This window comes from Romboutsia sp. Marseille-P6047, from assembly GCF_900604535.1.
Classification (GTDB): domain Bacteria; phylum Bacillota; class Clostridia; order Peptostreptococcales; family Peptostreptococcaceae; genus Romboutsia_E.
This window is the reverse complement of sequence record NZ_UWOT01000008.1, coordinates 27,603-42,885: the sequence shown is the minus strand read 5'-3', so window position 1 is coordinate 42,885 and position 15,283 is coordinate 27,603. Positions and strand designations below refer to the sequence as shown.

The 15,283-nt window shown below is 27.6% G+C and carries 16 protein-coding genes; 13 read left to right on the top strand and 3 right to left on the bottom strand.

What is annotated here, in order from left to right; genetic code table 11:
* Window positions 1–91: 91 nt before the first annotated feature.
* The 7 genes from EIH23_RS09680 (at window position 92) to EIH23_RS09650 (ending at window position 7,501) form a co-directional block, all read left to right on the top strand.
* Window positions 92–1,240 (top strand): aminotransferase class I/II-fold pyridoxal phosphate-dependent enzyme, encoded by a 1,149-nt coding sequence (locus EIH23_RS09680; protein WP_164489038.1) that lies wholly within the window; start codon window positions 92–94, stop codon window positions 1,238–1,240.
* A gap of 314 nt (window positions 1,241–1,554) precedes the next feature.
* Window positions 1,555–3,684 carry an anaerobic ribonucleoside-triphosphate reductase gene (nrdD, locus tag EIH23_RS09675; RefSeq protein WP_122640090.1) on the top strand — a complete coding sequence of 710 codons (2,130 nt, stop codon included), beginning with the start codon at window positions 1,555–1,557 and terminating at the stop codon, window positions 3,682–3,684.
* Window positions 3,685–3,701: 17 nt separating this feature from the next.
* Window positions 3,702–4,205, top strand: coding sequence for an anaerobic ribonucleoside-triphosphate reductase activating protein (gene nrdG / locus EIH23_RS09670; protein WP_122640089.1), 504 nt, complete (start codon window positions 3,702–3,704; stop codon window positions 4,203–4,205).
* Window positions 4,206–4,238: 33 nt separating this feature from the next.
* The gene (dut, locus tag EIH23_RS09665) at window positions 4,239–4,694 is read left to right on the top strand and encodes a dUTP diphosphatase (RefSeq protein ID WP_122640088.1); all 456 of its coding nucleotides are present in this window, start codon (window positions 4,239–4,241) and stop codon (window positions 4,692–4,694) included.
* 153 nt (window positions 4,695–4,847) lie between these two features.
* On the top strand, window positions 4,848–5,732 hold the full coding sequence (locus EIH23_RS09660) for a DMT family transporter (RefSeq protein ID WP_122640087.1): 885 nt from the start codon (window positions 4,848–4,850) through the stop codon (window positions 5,730–5,732).
* Window positions 5,733–5,841: 109 nt separating this feature from the next.
* Window positions 5,842–7,002 carry a class I SAM-dependent methyltransferase gene (locus tag EIH23_RS09655; protein ID WP_122640086.1) on the top strand — a complete coding sequence of 387 codons (1,161 nt, stop codon included), beginning with the start codon at window positions 5,842–5,844 and terminating at the stop codon, window positions 7,000–7,002.
* A 16-nt stretch (window positions 7,003–7,018) separates the two neighbouring features.
* Window positions 7,019–7,501 carry a deoxycytidylate deaminase gene (locus EIH23_RS09650; RefSeq protein ID WP_122640085.1) on the top strand — a complete coding sequence of 161 codons (483 nt, stop codon included), beginning with the start codon at window positions 7,019–7,021 and terminating at the stop codon, window positions 7,499–7,501.
* Between the two features lie 112 nt (window positions 7,502–7,613).
* Here EIH23_RS09650 and EIH23_RS09645 read toward each other — a convergent pair whose 3' ends face one another.
* The 3 genes from EIH23_RS09645 to EIH23_RS09635 form a co-directional block, all read right to left on the bottom strand.
* A complete protein-coding gene (locus EIH23_RS09645; protein WP_122640084.1) occupies window positions 7,614–8,045 on the bottom strand; it encodes a threonine/serine exporter family protein in 432 nt (143 codons plus the stop codon).
* Between the two features lies 1 nt (window position 8,046).
* On the bottom strand, window positions 8,047–8,808 hold the full coding sequence (locus tag EIH23_RS09640; protein ID WP_122640083.1) for a threonine/serine ThrE exporter family protein: 762 nt from the start codon (window positions 8,806–8,808) through the stop codon (window positions 8,047–8,049).
* A gap of 134 nt (window positions 8,809–8,942) precedes the next feature.
* Window positions 8,943–9,563, bottom strand: coding sequence for a PIN domain-containing protein (locus EIH23_RS09635; RefSeq protein ID WP_122640082.1), 621 nt, complete (start codon window positions 9,561–9,563; stop codon window positions 8,943–8,945).
* 329 nt (window positions 9,564–9,892) lie between these two features.
* Between EIH23_RS09635 and EIH23_RS09630 the strand changes: the two genes are divergently transcribed.
* The 6 genes from EIH23_RS09630 to hydG all read left to right on the top strand — a co-directional run bounded on the left by EIH23_RS09630 (window position 9,893) and on the right by hydG (window position 15,230).
* Entirely contained in the window at window positions 9,893–10,627 is a 735-nt protein-coding gene (locus EIH23_RS09630) for an energy-coupling factor ABC transporter permease (protein ID WP_122640081.1), read from the top strand.
* Entirely contained in the window at window positions 10,611–10,913 is a 303-nt protein-coding gene (locus tag EIH23_RS09625) for an energy-coupling factor ABC transporter substrate-binding protein (protein WP_122640080.1), read from the top strand. The genes EIH23_RS09630 and EIH23_RS09625 overlap by 17 nt, the downstream gene beginning before the upstream one ends.
* A gap of 151 nt (window positions 10,914–11,064) precedes the next feature.
* Window positions 11,065–11,754, top strand: coding sequence for a response regulator transcription factor (locus EIH23_RS09620; protein ID WP_122640079.1), 690 nt, complete (start codon window positions 11,065–11,067; stop codon window positions 11,752–11,754).
* Window positions 11,754–13,187 (top strand): HAMP domain-containing sensor histidine kinase, encoded by a 1,434-nt coding sequence (locus EIH23_RS09615; protein WP_122640078.1) that lies wholly within the window; start codon window positions 11,754–11,756, stop codon window positions 13,185–13,187. Before EIH23_RS09620 ends, EIH23_RS09615 begins: the two co-directional genes overlap by 1 nt.
* A 219-nt stretch (window positions 13,188–13,406) precedes the next feature.
* The gene (locus tag EIH23_RS09610; RefSeq protein WP_122640077.1) at window positions 13,407–13,658 is read left to right on the top strand and encodes a TM1266 family iron-only hydrogenase system putative regulator; all 252 of its coding nucleotides are present in this window, start codon (window positions 13,407–13,409) and stop codon (window positions 13,656–13,658) included.
* Window positions 13,659–13,778: 120 nt separating this feature from the next.
* Entirely contained in the window at window positions 13,779–15,230 is a 1,452-nt protein-coding gene (hydG, locus tag EIH23_RS09605) for a [FeFe] hydrogenase H-cluster radical SAM maturase HydG (protein ID WP_122640076.1), read from the top strand.
* The last annotated feature ends 53 nt before the right edge of the window (window positions 15,231–15,283 follow it).

The following is a 15,283-nucleotide window of genomic DNA, read 5'->3' as shown; positions in this document are numbered from 1 at the left end:
TCCATGGAAAAATATGCTTAAATAATGATTGACTATAATTAAAAGTAAAAATACAATGAATATTAAACAACTAAAAAGGTGGTTAGGGAATATGAACTTTATAGCAGATGAATTTAAAGATATACAAATAGGTGCATTAAATTCAGCAGGAGATGATGTAAATCTATTAGATGATATAATAGATGTAAGTTTAGGTGACCATGATATATGCACAGATAAAAGAATTATTGATTCTATTTATAAAAATGAATATATAAGTCATACAATGTATACTCATCCATTAGGAGATGAGAGATTCAGAGCTGAGATATCAAGTTATTGTAATAGATATAATATAGATATTGATATAAATGAAATAATGGTTACTATAGGAGCTGGTCATGGACTTTATTTAGCTTTAAAATCAATAATAAATAAAGATGATGAAGTAATAATAATAGCTCCATATTATCCTACATATATAGATCAAGTTAAATTAAACTTAGGGAAAGTTGTAGTTGTAGAGACATGTATAGAGGATGGATATATCCCGAGTATTGAAGACATAAAAAAGTGTATAACGAGCAAAACTAAGGCGATAATTATAAATTCACCAACAAATCCAAGTGGAAGTGTATATTCAAAGGAGTTGTTAAAAGAAATATATAATTTAAGTAGAGAGAATAATTGTATAATTTTATCAGATGAGGTATATACAGTGTTTACATATGGTAAAAATAAGTTTACATCAATGTTAGAGATTGATAAAAAGCTTACAAATACAGTAGTAATAAAAACTATGTCAAAAGATTATGCAATGACAGGTTGGAGAATTGGATATATAATATCAAATTCGAAAATTATAGATGTATGTAGATTTGTAAATGATTCAATAACATACTCAGCACCAAATATATGTCAAAGTGCATCTATAGCAGCTTTAAAACTTAGTGATGACATAGGTGAAAATTTAAAACATATATATTGGAAAAGAGTAGAGTACGGGTATGAAAGAACTAAAACTATAAAAAATCTAAATATTAGTAAACCCCAAGGTGGAATTTATTTATTTATAGACTTATCTCAAACTAAGTTTGATGGAAATGAATTTAGAGACCTTTTATTAAAGGAAAGAATTTTAGTGTTACCAGGAGAAATTTTTGGAGATAAATATAAAAATTATATTAGAATCACTTGTAATAAAGATATAAAAATTTTAAGAAAAGTTTTTGATAAAATTGAAGAGCTGTGTAATAACTAGATATAGGATTAGTATGTGTATTTCTTATAAAAAAAACATAAAAAACATATAAATAAATTTATAAAAGAATGGTTTTGTTGTCGAAAAATGTGTCAATAAGGCCATTTTTTAATGCTTAAAAAATAAAAAATAAAAATGAAAAAATAACTTGCTTACATACTATATATAGTATAGAATAGTTAAGTACTTACTATATATAGTACGACAAGTAAGGGTATATAGTCATTAAAGTCAATACTTGAAATTAAAAAAATGTATATTTTATGAAAAATAAGAAGTACAAGGATTACATAATTGGTTAAAAGGAGAATGCTATGATCAAAGAGTTAATGATAATAAAAAGAGATGGAAATAGCGTTGGATTTGATAAATTCAAAATAAAAAATGCAATATTAAAAGCAATGAAGTATGGTAGCGGAATTTATAAAGAAGAAATAGCTAATAAAATAGCAACAGATATAGAAACCTATTGCTATGAAAATTCTATATCACCAACAGTACATCAAGTTGAAGATATGGTTTATAAGATGTTAATAGATAATAAACAAGAATTAACTGCTAAAGCTTATGAAGGGTATAGAGCTGTACAATCTTTTAAAAGAGAAAAAAATACAACTGATGGAAGTATATTAGGATTATTAGATAGAAGCAATGAAGAGGTAATGAATGAAAATTCTAATAAAAATGGAATGTTAGCTTCAACTCAAAGAGATTTAGTTGCTGGAGAGGTGTCTAAAGATATAGCTAGAAGGAAGTTAATTCCATCACACATAGTTCAAGCACATGATGAAGGTGTACTTCACTTCCATGACATGGACTATACGATACAACCTATTCATAACTGTATGCTTATAAATCTAGAAGATATGTTAACTAATGGAACAGTTATAAATAATAAGTTAGTTGAATCACCAAAGTCATTTGCAACAGCTTGTACTATTATAACTCAAATCATAGCTCAAATAGCTAGTGGTCAATATGGAGGAAATTCTATAACTATAAAACATATAGCACCATTCTTAAGAGTCTCATACGATAAATATTTTAATAGATATAAAGTAAAGTATTCTGAAGAGATGGCTAAAGAATTGGCAGAAGAAAGAATGATGGAAGAGTTGAGATCTGGGATACAAACAATACGTTACCAACTTTCAACACTTCATACAAGTAACGGTCAGTCTCCATTCTCAACTATTTATTTAGAAATAGAAGAAGGTCATAAATATGAAAGAGAAATGGCATTAATTTGTGAAGAAATGATACTTCAAAGATTAGAAGGGATGAAAAACTATAAAGGAAATGAAATCGGAGAAGAGTTCCCTAAATTAGTTTATTTACTTGATGAGCATAACTGCTTAGAAGGTGGAAAATATGATTATATTACAAAGCTAGCAGCAAAGTGTAATACGAAGAGATTAGTTCCAGATTATCAAAGTGCTAAAATAATGAGAAAAAATTATGATGGAGAAACATTCCCACCAATGGGCTGCAGATCGCACTTAAGTAACTGGAAAGATGAAAATGGAAATTATAAATGGTATGGAAGATTCAATCAAGGTGTTATAAGTTTAAATTTAGTTCAAGTTGCATTAACAGCTAATAAGAATATGGACAAGTTCTGGAAAGTATTAGACGAAAGGCTAGAGCTTTGTAGAGAAGCATTAATGGTTAGACATAATTTCTTATTAGGAACAACTTCAGACATATCTCCAATACACTGGCAACATGGTGGAATTGCTAGACTTAAAAAAGGAGAAAAAATAGACAAGCTTCTAAAGGATGGATATTCAACGCTTTCTTTAGGATACGTAGGTATATATGAAATGACTCAGGCAATGCTTGGTGTTAGTCATACGACTAAAGAAGGAGAGGAATTTGCTTTAAAAGTAATGCATTATTTAAATGATACTTGTAGTAAATGGAAGAAAGAAACAGGACTTGGATTTGGATTATACGGAACTCCAGGAGAAAGTTTAACATCAAGATTCTGTAGAATAGATAAGCAAAAATTCGGAGAAATAAAAAATGTAACTGATAGAATGTATTACACAAACTCATATCATGTACATGTGACTGAAGAAATAGACGCATTTTCTAAGTTAAAGTTTGAAAGTCAATTCCATGATATAAGTTTAGGTGGATGTATAAGTTATGTAGAAGTACCGGATATGAGTAAAAACTTACCTGCTGTAGAGCAAATAATAAATTATATATACCATAATATACAATATGCTGAAATAAACACTAAACCAGATGTATGTTTTAAGTGTGATTATACAGGTGAGATAAAGTTAGATGATGACTTAGAATGGTATTGTCCAAACTGTGGAAATAGAGATAAAAATGAAATGCAAGTTATGAGAAGAACTTGTGGTTATATAGGCTCAAATATGTGGGGCAAAGGACGTACTCAAGAAATAGGAGAAAGAGTATTACATCTATAAGATTTGGAGTGATAAGGTTGAGATTTTCTAAGATAAAAGATAATGATATAGCAAATGGATTAGGAGTAACAATGTCTTTTTGGACACAAGGATGCCCCCATCATTGCAAAGGTTGCTTTAATAAAGAAACTTGGGACTTCAATGGTGGCAAAGAGTTTACACAAAAAGACCTAAAGTATATTATTGATAATATAGATAAAAATAATATAAAGAGAAATCTATCTATTTTAGGAGGAGAGCCACTATGCTCTCAAAATATTAAAGGTGTTATAAGTTTATGTAAAGAGTTTAAAAAAGTATATCCAGAGAAAATGATATATTTATGGACTGGATATACAATTGAGAACTTGAATGAAGTTCAGAAAGAAGTATTAAATTATATAGATGTATTAGTAGATGGAAAATTTGAAGAAGAACAAAAAAACTTATCTATTATGTTAAGAGGATCTTCTAATCAAAGAGTTATAGATGTTAAACAATCTTTATTATCGAAAAATATAGCCTTACATGAGGTATGCTAAAATAAATAGGACAGAATTAAGGAGACATTACAAATGATAATGAATGTAAAAAAAGTTAGTGAAGATGCTGTAATACCAGTTTTTGCACATGAAACAGATAGCGGGTTTGATCTGTTTACATGTGAAGAAATAACAGTTGCAGGAAGAAAAAAAGCAATAGCAAAAACTGGATTAGTTTTTGAGATACCTTATGGATGGGGAATACAAATAAAAAATAAATCAGGAATAACAGTTAAAGGAGTACCAACTATTTCTGGTCAAAATGCAGATATAACTGTTTTTGAAGGTACTGTAGATATGGATTATAGAGGCGAAGTAGGTATAATGTTAAAAAATGAAGAAGATTTTGAAATAACTATACCAAAACATACTAAAATCGCACAAGGAGTTCTTAGAAAAGTATATCATTGTGAATTTAGAGAAGTAACAGATGTAAATAAAACAGTAAGAGGAGAAGGTGGATTTGGATCTACTGGAACTACAGTATAAATATTTATAAAGATAAAGCGCTTAGATTTTCTAAGGGCTTTATTTCTATTTTAAGAATTTAATAATTGACTACTTATAATAAGAAATATAAACTAAAAAGATAGTGTATACAAAACTTTCAAATTAAAAATTTATTAGAAATAGGAGGTAAAAGTGAATAATATAATAAAATCAAATAGAGTTAAAGGTATAATGTGTATAATAGGATCTGCTTTTGGATTTGCACTTATGTCTGCATTTGTAAAACTAGCTGGTGATTTACCAAACTTTCAAAAAGTATTTTTTAGAAATTTAGTTTCTGCAATTATAGCTTTATATTTAATAGTTAAGAATAAAGGTAGTATGGTAGGAAAAAAAGAAAATAGAAAGCTTTTATTAATGAGATCATTGTTTGGTACATTAGGTGTAATTCTTAACTTCTATGCTATAGACAAATTAGTTTTATCTGATGCTAATATGCTAAATAAAATTAGTCCATTTTTAGTAGTTATATTCAGTGCAATATTTTTAAAAGAAAAAATAAATAAAAATCAAATTATATCAATAATAATAGCATTCACTGGAGCTTTATTCATAATAAAACCCACTTTTAGTGTAGAGGTAATACCGTATATGGGAGGGCTTATGTCAGCTGTATTTGCAGCATCTGCATATACTTGTTTGAGGGCTATAGGAAACAAAGAAGAGGCTCATACAATAGTATTTTTCTTTTCAATGTTTTCTTTAATAAGTATATTACCAATGTTTATATATGTCTATGAGCCTATGACGTTAAAACAGTTAATGTTTCTATTGTTAGCTGGGATATCAGCAAGTTTAGGACAATTTGGAGTAACATTAGCATATAGATATGCACCTGCTAAAGAAATATCTATTTTTGATTATAGTAATATAATATTCTCTGCAATATTAAGTATATTTATATTTAATCAATATCCAGATAAATTTAGTATAATTGGATATATAATAGTATTTACTGCATCTTATTATGTATTTTTGTATAATAAAAAATTAGATAAAATAGAAAAATCAAAATAAGACTATAAGTTATTTAAAATAACAAAAAATTTTAATTAAAAGGATATATGTAATAATATTGTTAATGGAGAAATTTAAGTAGAAAATAAATTATAATAAGGATGTCAAAATGGAAGATTTAAAAAATTCAATTAAAGAAATAGCACAAAATGAAATAATAAAAGTTGTAATTAGTAATAAAGCTAATAAAGATGTTGAGTATAATAAGATAAATATTTCGATAAAAGAAAAAAATAATAAAGAGTATTACCAAATTGAAAAATTTACAGATAAACAAGTTTTTCATGAAAATATAGAAAAAGAAGAATTAGAAGATAAAATAGTAAACTTAATTTCGGATTATAAACAATTATCTGCCTGGTCTATAACTCATAATTTTGACCTGAAGATATCCAAGAAAGGAAAAGTATTTTTAGGAAAGAAAAAAAGTGATAATTCGAATTTAGTTAATAAAGGCCATAATAAAGAAAAAAATTATATATTAAGAGAAGGAACGATTATACAGCCACTTATTGACCTAGGTGTATTTACCAAAGAAGGTAAGGTTGTTAAATCAATGTATGATAAATACAAGCAAATTAATAGATTTGTAGAGATAATTGATGACGAGATAAAGAAAAATAATTATAAAGAACTTACTATATTAGATTTTGGATGTGGTAAATCTTATCTAACTTTTGTACTATATTATTATTTTGTGGAAATTAAAAATATAAATGTAAAAATGATAGGGTTAGATTTAAAGAAAGATGTAATTAAAAAATGCAATGAAATAGCTAAACGATATGGATATGATAACTTAAGTTTTGAACTTGGAGATATAAATGGATTTAAGTATAATAATAAAGTTGATATGGTAATTACATTACATGCATGTGATACAGCAACTGATTATGCGCTGTACAATGCTATAAAGTGGAATAGTAAGATGATATTCTCAGTTCCATGCTGTCAACATGAATTTAATCATCAAATGAAAGCTAAATCTTTATCTATATTAACTAAATATGGAATAGTACAAGAAAGAGTAGCTGCACTTATGACAGATGCATCTAGAGCTAATTTACTTGAAGCTGTAGGGTATAAAACTCAGTTACTGGAGTTTATAGATATATCTCACTCACCTAAAAATATATTAATAAGAGCATCTAAAGGTAACGTAACTAAGGATAAAAGAGAGAAAGCATTAAATGAGGTAAATAACCTAATAGCTCAATTTAATTTTAATCCAACTTTATACAACTTACTAAAGAATGATAATTTAATATAATAATTGGAGGATATATATGAAAAGAGAAGATTATATTTCATGGAATGATTATTTTATGGGTATTGCCTTATTATCTGGAATGAGAAGTAAAGATCCTTCTACTCAAGTAGGAGCATGTGTAGTAGATAAAGATAATAGAATAGTATCAATAGGATATAATGGATTTATAAATGGATGTAGTGATGATGATTTTCCATGGTGTAGAGAAGGTGAATTTCTTGAAACTAAATATCCATATGTAGTTCATGCAGAGCAAAATGCAATTTTAAATGCTAGAGGGAAGTCATTAGAGGGATGTAGAATTTATGTTAACTTATTTCCTTGCCATGAATGTGCTAGAAATATTATACAATCAGGGATAAAAGAAGTATATTATCTTAGTGATAAATATGCAGAAACGGATTCAATAAAAGCATCAAAATATATGTTTGAAAAAGCTAATGTAAAATTAATACAATTATCTCCAGAGATAGATAAAATTGAAATTTGTTTGAAATAAAAATAATTATTGATTAGTTTAATCGTAAAAATGTAAACATAGATAAGTATGTGAATTTATAATTAAAATCAACAAGAAAAAACCTATAAAAGTTTTTTTCTCGTTGATTTTTTTATTTAAATATGCTATATAAATTAAAATTTCTAAATAAAGTAGATATTAAAATAACCCCCAGTGCTAATGCACCAGCACTACTTAAAGTATTAATTCCAATCTCTAAGGCTTTCATATAATCACCTTTTAAGCAGCTATATAGTGTATTATAAACACCATATCCTGGAACTAAAGGTATTAAGCAACACACACTAAGTATTGTTGCAGGAGTCATAAAAACTCTAGCGCAAATCTCGCAATATATACTAAAAACTATTGCAGATAGAAATAAGGATGAGCTATCTCCTAATCCTTGACTCAGACATAATTTATAAGTAAACCAACCTAAAGCTCCTCCAATGCCTGCTATATATAAGTATTTACCTTTTACATTAAAAAGTAATCCGAAGCTAAGTCCAACACCAAATGCCATGATAACTTCTATAATCATACTATATTCCTCCTAATTTTAAGTATAAATGAAGAATAGTACCAGTTCCAACTGCAGTAGATATACCTATAAAAAGTGCTTCAGCAGCTTTAGCTAAACCTGAAAGCAACTGACCTTCAAGTATATCTCTAATAGAATTAGTAAGAGATAAACCTGGGACTAAAAGCATTATACTACCTGCAACTAATTTATCGAGCTGAGTAATTATACCTAAATTTAAAAGAATTATTGAGTATATAGAAACTAATGCACCACATATACTATTGATAAAAAATTCATTAAGAGATGATTTATTTAAAAATAATGATAATGCTTTTGTTAAAATACCTATAATAAATGCGCAAATAAAATCAGTAAAGCCACCACCAAATAAAATTGTGAATGTTGATGTTGCAATACCTGCAGCAAATAGAGTAGTTTTAAGCGAATAAAAATCCTCTACACATAGTCTTTCTAATTCTTTTTCACAAAAATAAATATCTGGTCTATTTTTATAAATAGTTCTAGATAATGAGTTTATATTATGTACCATATTTAAATCGATGCTACGAGAACTAATTCTTTTAACAACCGAATGTATTTTTCCATCAACTATTATTGAAACCATAACAGCTGTAGGAGATGCAAAAACATCGATATCATCAACATCGAAAGATTGACATATTCTTGTTATAGTTTCCTCAACCCTATAAGTTTCTCCACCACATTGAAGCATCATTTTGCCTGCGGTAGAGGCAAAATTAAGAATTCTATTAATACCCATATTAACCACCTTTCTAATAACAATATTGGTATTATAACATGGATAATGATGGTTAATAAACTGATTTTTTATGATTAGGAAGAATTAGTAAGATAAGTTTGGCAATAAGTAATTATGATTTGATGAAATATATGTTATGCAATAGAATTACTATAATACTGATGAACTATGGGTTTACAAATATTTAATATCTTTTTATTCCATCCAAATTGTAAAAAGAAATTAAGCTCAAGGCTTTCTAAATCAAAAGATGATTGTATTGCAATTAAAGCCTTTGTTATTGTTTTATTAGTATATCCATAACCTTTCAATTCAACTATAATTTCGTCCTCTAAATCCAACATTGGATCTTTAGCTTCATTATATAAATCATATGAAATGCTTTGTATACTAGGAATAAGATCTATTGTAAAATTTTGAGTATTAGAAATTTCAGATAAAAGATTTATAGAAGATAAATAACCTTTGTCTTTGCTAACTATGTAGTAGTTTATGTTATCTTTATTAGACCCAATTAGATATCCTAGGTATCCGACTAATTGAAAATCTAAGCTATTTTTTATTCCTGTAGTTACATTTATTTTTTTTATTTTAGCACTAGTATTTAAAGCGTCTATAACTGAATCCTTAAAACTAGTTGTTGATGTTCTATTTGTTGTAAATAAAATTATTAGATCGTTAGGATTAAGTAGATGAGCACCATATAAAGCTCTCATATTAACATTTTCAGTATCAATCAAAAAAAATTTTTCCATATTTTATCCCCCTTGACTTTTTATTACAAGTGAATTATATCCAGAATTCTCATAAATATACATAAAATAATAGTGCAAAGTAATAGTCATCTACATGATAAATTAATAATTTTAGAATTTATTAAATTTATAGACTAAATATATAAAAGTGATTTAAAATAATTAAGCTAATAGAATTAAATTAAAATATTCCTATGTATATAAATTTGTACTAAGTATGACAAGAAAAAGACATAATTATGACACAATTTATTCATGTAATATAGCTATAATTAGTGTTGTTAGTGAAATTATTAAACATCATATAAATTTATAGAGGGGAGTTTAATATGAAAAAATTAAATTTAAAAATAGGGGTAATAGCTTCTTTGCTACTTATAGTAATGAATCCTACTGAATCAAGTGCTATGCATATTATGGAGGGTTTTTTGCCAGTTAAGTGGTCGATAATATGGTCTATACTATTTATACCATTTTTTATCATAGGTTTAAAATCCATAAATAAAATAGTAAAAGATCAACCAAAGAAAAAGTTATTATTAGCTTTATGTGGAGCGTTTGTGTTTGTATTATCAGCTTTAAAGATACCTTCGGTTACAGGAAGTTGCTCTCATCCTACTGGAGTAGGTCTAGGTGCAATATTATTTGGACCAAGTGTAATGACAGTACTAGGGGTTATAGTACTTTTATTCCAAGCGATATTATTAGCTCATGGAGGTATAACTACACTTGGAGCAAATGCCTTTTCAATGGCGATAGTAGGTCCTATAGTGTCATTTTTCACATTTAAGTTTTTTAAGAATAAGATAAACAAGAGTTGGGCAGTATTTATAGCCGCAACATTAGGTGATTTACTTACATATACTGTAACATCTTTACAATTAGCATTAGCATTTCCAGACGCCACAGGTGGAATTGCAAGCTCAGCAATTAAATTTTTAGGTGTATTTTTCTTCACTCAAATACCAATAGCAATTGCAGAAGGTATATTAACTACAATATTATACAATTTAATTGTACAAAATGAAGGTGAGGAGGTTGCAGAATATGGATACAAAGGTTAATGACAGAAAAGCTAAAGGAGATAATAAACTTAACTGGATACTATTATTCTTAGCAATTATATTAATAATAATACCACTAGTACTTAATCCACATGCAGAATATGGTGGAGCAGATGGTCAGGCAGAAGAAGCTATAACAGAACTTTCTCCAAATTATGAACCATGGTTTACAAGTTTTTACGAACCTCCAAGTGGAGAAATAGAAAGTTTATTATTTTCGACACAAGCAGCATTGGGAGCAGGATTAATAGGATACTATCTAGGTAGTAAAAAGAAAAAACATTAGAATGGAAAGAGTTAGATTAAAGTAAAGTTATTATAACTTTATTTTAGTATAGCTCTTTTATTTTGTAATTATTTATAAAAACACCATAATATGATAATATATTAAAGAATTAATCTAAGATAAAATTAAAAAATATTAGGGGGGATTAACATTGAATGAATCACTTTTAGTTTTAATTTGTGATGATCAACAATCAGTACATGAGACAGTAGGAGAATATTTAAAGTTAAATGGAATCAATTACATATCAGCATATGATGGATTAGAAGCAATAGAAAAAAATAATATATATAATCCAGACCTAATATTATTAGATTTAATGATGCCTAAGATGTTTGGAGAAGAAGTTTGTAGGGAAATTAGGAAAACTAGTGATGTTCCAATAATTATGCTTAGTGCAAAAGATGAGACTATTGATAGAATATTAGGATTAGAGCTTGGTGCAGATGACTATATTACTAAACCATTTTCACCAAGAGAAGTTGTAACTAGAATAAAAACTGTTTTAAGACGAATAACTCCAAATTCAAATAATGAAAAACATTATATTAAATATAAAGATTTAGAAATAAATTTAGATACACATGAAGTTAGTATAAATGGAGAATCTATTAAGATTACTCCTAAAGAAATGAAAATTTTATTTATGTTAGTATCTAGCCCAGGAAGTATATTTAACAGAGAACATATTTTATCTGAAGTTTGGGGATATGATTATTTTGGGGATACAAGAGTAGTAGATACGCAAATAAAAAGATTAAGAAAAAAGCTTCAAAGAGATGATATAACTTGGGAAATAAAGTCTGTTTATGGTGTTGGATATAAGATTGAGGCTGTATAATGGATATAAAATATTATGAATATATGTCGAATAAATTAGTAAGATTAATAATAACAACATTAATCTTAATGATACTATTTTGTAATTTTACTATGAGCCAATATTTTTTAAAAATAAAGCTTGGAGAAACAGAAGAAAGTTTGAGCAAAATAACGAAAAGATATGAGTATGGCAGATATAGTATAGATAAATTGGCAAGTATATATCCTATAAATAACTCAATTATGCAAGCTTATGATAAGTATGGAAACATAATTATTAGTGAAAGTAAATTCACATCAGATTTAGAATATAAATATTTAACCACGGATGAAGTGGATAAAGCACTTGAATCGTATAAAATCTCAGTTTTACATGGGAATTCAATAAAAGGAATTATAAAAGTAACTGGAATAAAAGGGGATATAATGATTGTAGGTGAACCCTTAAAAGATGAAAATGAAAATATTATAGGAACAATTTTTGTTTTAAAGTTTGCAAGGGAATTTAATAGGGTTATATTTGGTTTAAATACAGTTCTGAGTGTAAGTATGATTTTCATATTTATAGCTATAGTAATACCTATATACTTGGTAAGTAAAAAAGAATTCAGTAAAATGAAAAGTATGACGGAAATGGTAATGAAGATGTATGAAGGTGATTTTTCTGTTAGGTGTGACGTTGATGAAGATAATAAAACAGAACTATTATCTAGTGCACTTAATGATTTAGCAATTCGTTTAGAAAATAGTGAAGGACAATCAAAGTTATTAGAACAAACAAGAAGAGACTATGTAGCAAATGTAACTCATGAACTAAAAACACCTATAACTTCAATTAGAGCAATGGCAGAAATATTAAAAGATGGTAGTTTAGTAGATAAGATAGATAAGGATAAATACTATAGTATGATACTTAGAGAATCTGTAAGGATGGAATCATTAATAAAAGATATGTTGGAATTATCTAGATTACAATCAGGAAAAGCATCTTTAGAAAAAGCTAGAGTTAATTTAAAAGATACATTTTTACAAGTTATAGATGAGTTTAAAATTATATCTGAAGATCTAGATATAGATCTTATTATAGATATAAAATTTGATGAGTTACCTTATGTATATACTAATATTAATCGTATAGCACAGGTTTTAGTAATATTACTAGATAATGCATTTAAATATACTGCTGATAATGGAAGTGTAACATTAAGGGTGGTAAAAGAAGAACATTTTTTAAAGGTGAGTGTATGTGATACTGGAATAGGTGTAGAAGACGATGATATTCCATTTATTTTTGATAGATTTTATAAAGCAGATAAATCACATTCATCTGAAGGAACTGGAATTGGACTGTCGATTGCATGGGAAATAATGAAAAATTTAGATGAAAATATATACTATGAAACAACTGAAAAATATAAATCTATATTTAATTTTACAATACATTATGAATAAGATATAATATTAAAAATTAATTGATAATAGGAATACTATGTGATACCATCAAAGTATATCTAACCTTAAAGGATTAAATATCCCAAGAGAGAAGATTTTTTAACTGAATCGTACTGAGATGCATGAGGGTTAGTCCCGAATGAGAAGGCGATGGTATAAGACAGAATAATAATATCCCCTGCCTATATAGGTATGGGGATTTTTTTAGGGGGATTTATAGTGGATACTAGAATAGCATTAGTTGGTATAATAATAGAAGAAAAAGAGGCAATACCGAAGTTAAATGATATTATACACAACTACGAAAAATATATTGTTGGCAGGATGGGAATACCGTATAGAGAAAAAGGAATATCTATAATAAGTATAATAATTGATGCTACTAATGATATTATTAATTCATTATCAGGAAAATTAGGGATGATCAATGGAATTAATGTAAAAATTAACTATTCAAAGATAAGTAAGTAAATCCTATTTCATCTTAAACCATCACTTTTTGTAAAGTAGTCATATTTAAATCATATCAGAATCAGTTTATTTGACATATTATATAAACTGTATAAATTTAATAAAAAGGGGTATGGAGAAATGTGTGATGTAACAACAAAAAGTGTATATGATGTAAAATCAAGTGTAGCAACAGAATTTATAAATCATGAGGAAATATTAGAAACTATAGAGTATGCAGAGCAAAATAAAAATAACAAAGAATTAATAGAAGGAATTTTAGATAAAGCAAATAGATGTAATGGATTAACTCATAGGGAGGCAGCAGTACTTCTTTCCTGTGAAGATAAAGAATTAATTCAGAAAATGTTTAGCTTAGCAGAAGATATTAAAAAAAGATTTTATGGCAATAGGATAGTAATGTTTGCACCACTTTATCTTTCTAATTATTGTGTAAATGGGTGTGTTTACTGTCCATACCATTTAAAAAATAAAACTATAGCAAGAAAGAAACTTACACAAGATGAGATAAGAAGGGAAGTTATAGCTCTTCAAGACTTAGGTCATAAAAGATTAGCGTTAGAAGCGGGAGAAGATCCCAAAAATAATCCAATAGAGTACATATTAGAATGTATAGATACAATTTATAGTATAAAGCATAAAAATGGAGCAATACGTAGGGTTAATGTAAATATAGCAGCAACAACAGTTGAAAATTACAGAAAACTAAAAGATGCAGGAATTGGAACATATATATTATTCCAAGAAACATATAACAAAGAATCTTATGAGAGGCTTCATCCAACAGGACCTAAAAGTGATTATGCATATCATACAGAAGCGATGGATAGGGCCATGGAAGCTGGAATAGACGATGTAGGATTAGGTGTTTTATATGGGTTAAATACATATAAATACGACTTTGTAGGTATACTTATGCATGCAGAGCATTTAGAGGCTAAGTTTGGAGTTGGGCCTCACACGATAAGTGTACCAAGAATAAGACCTGCTGATGATATAAATCCAGATGATTTCCCTGATGGTGTACCTGATGATGTGTTCCAAAAGATAGTAGCAGTTCTTCGTATAGCTGTACCATATACAGGTATGATAGTGTCAACAAGAGAATCTCAAAAAACTAGGGAAAAGGTATTGCACTTAGGTGTCTCTCAAATTAGTGGAGCATCTAGTACTAGTGTAGGAGGATACGCTGATAGATTTGAAGGTAAGCATGAAAAAGAGAATACAGCTCAATTTGATGTAGATGATAACAGAACTTTAGATGAAGTTGTTAATTGGTTATTAGAAATGGGATATATACCAAGTTTTTGTACTGCCTGTTATAGAGAAGGAAGAACAGGTGATAGATTTATGAAACTTGTAAAATCAGGTCAAATAGCTAACTGTTGTCAGCCTAATGCATTAATGACATTAAAAGAATACTTAGAAGACTATGCATCTTTGGATACCAAAGAAAAAGGTGAATCGTTAATAGATAAAGAAGTAGAGAAGATTCCTAATGAAAAGGTAAAGAAAATAGTAAAAGAACATCTAAATGATTTAAAAGATGGGAAACGTGATTTTAGATTTTAATAATAAAAAAGCTATAAATAGTTTATATAAACTATTTATAGCTTTTTTATTAT

Coding starts and splice junctions, on each gene's coding strand:
- EIH23_RS09680 (WP_164489038.1), top strand. CDS start 92: ATGAACTTTATAGCAGATGAATTTAAAGATATACAAATAGGTGCATTA.
- nrdD (WP_122640090.1), top strand. CDS start 1,555: ATGATCAAAGAGTTAATGATAATAAAAAGAGATGGAAATAGCGTTGGA.
- dut (WP_122640088.1), top strand. CDS start 4,239: ATGATAATGAATGTAAAAAAAGTTAGTGAAGATGCTGTAATACCAGTT.
- EIH23_RS09655 (WP_122640086.1), top strand. CDS start 5,842: ATGGAAGATTTAAAAAATTCAATTAAAGAAATAGCACAAAATGAAATA.
- EIH23_RS09650 (WP_122640085.1), top strand. CDS start 7,019: ATGAAAAGAGAAGATTATATTTCATGGAATGATTATTTTATGGGTATT.
- EIH23_RS09645 (WP_122640084.1), bottom strand. CDS start 8,045: ATGATTATAGAAGTTATCATGGCATTTGGTGTTGGACTTAGCTTCGGA.
- EIH23_RS09640 (WP_122640083.1), bottom strand. CDS start 8,808: ATGGGTATTAATAGAATTCTTAATTTTGCCTCTACCGCAGGCAAAATG.
- EIH23_RS09635 (WP_122640082.1), bottom strand. CDS start 9,563: ATGGAAAAATTTTTTTTGATTGATACTGAAAATGTTAATATGAGAGCT.
- EIH23_RS09630 (WP_122640081.1), top strand. CDS start 9,893: ATGAAAAAATTAAATTTAAAAATAGGGGTAATAGCTTCTTTGCTACTT.
- EIH23_RS09625 (WP_122640080.1), top strand. CDS start 10,611: ATGGATACAAAGGTTAATGACAGAAAAGCTAAAGGAGATAATAAACTT.
- EIH23_RS09615 (WP_122640078.1), top strand. CDS start 11,754: ATGGATATAAAATATTATGAATATATGTCGAATAAATTAGTAAGATTA.
- hydG (WP_122640076.1), top strand. CDS start 13,779: ATGTGTGATGTAACAACAAAAAGTGTATATGATGTAAAATCAAGTGTA.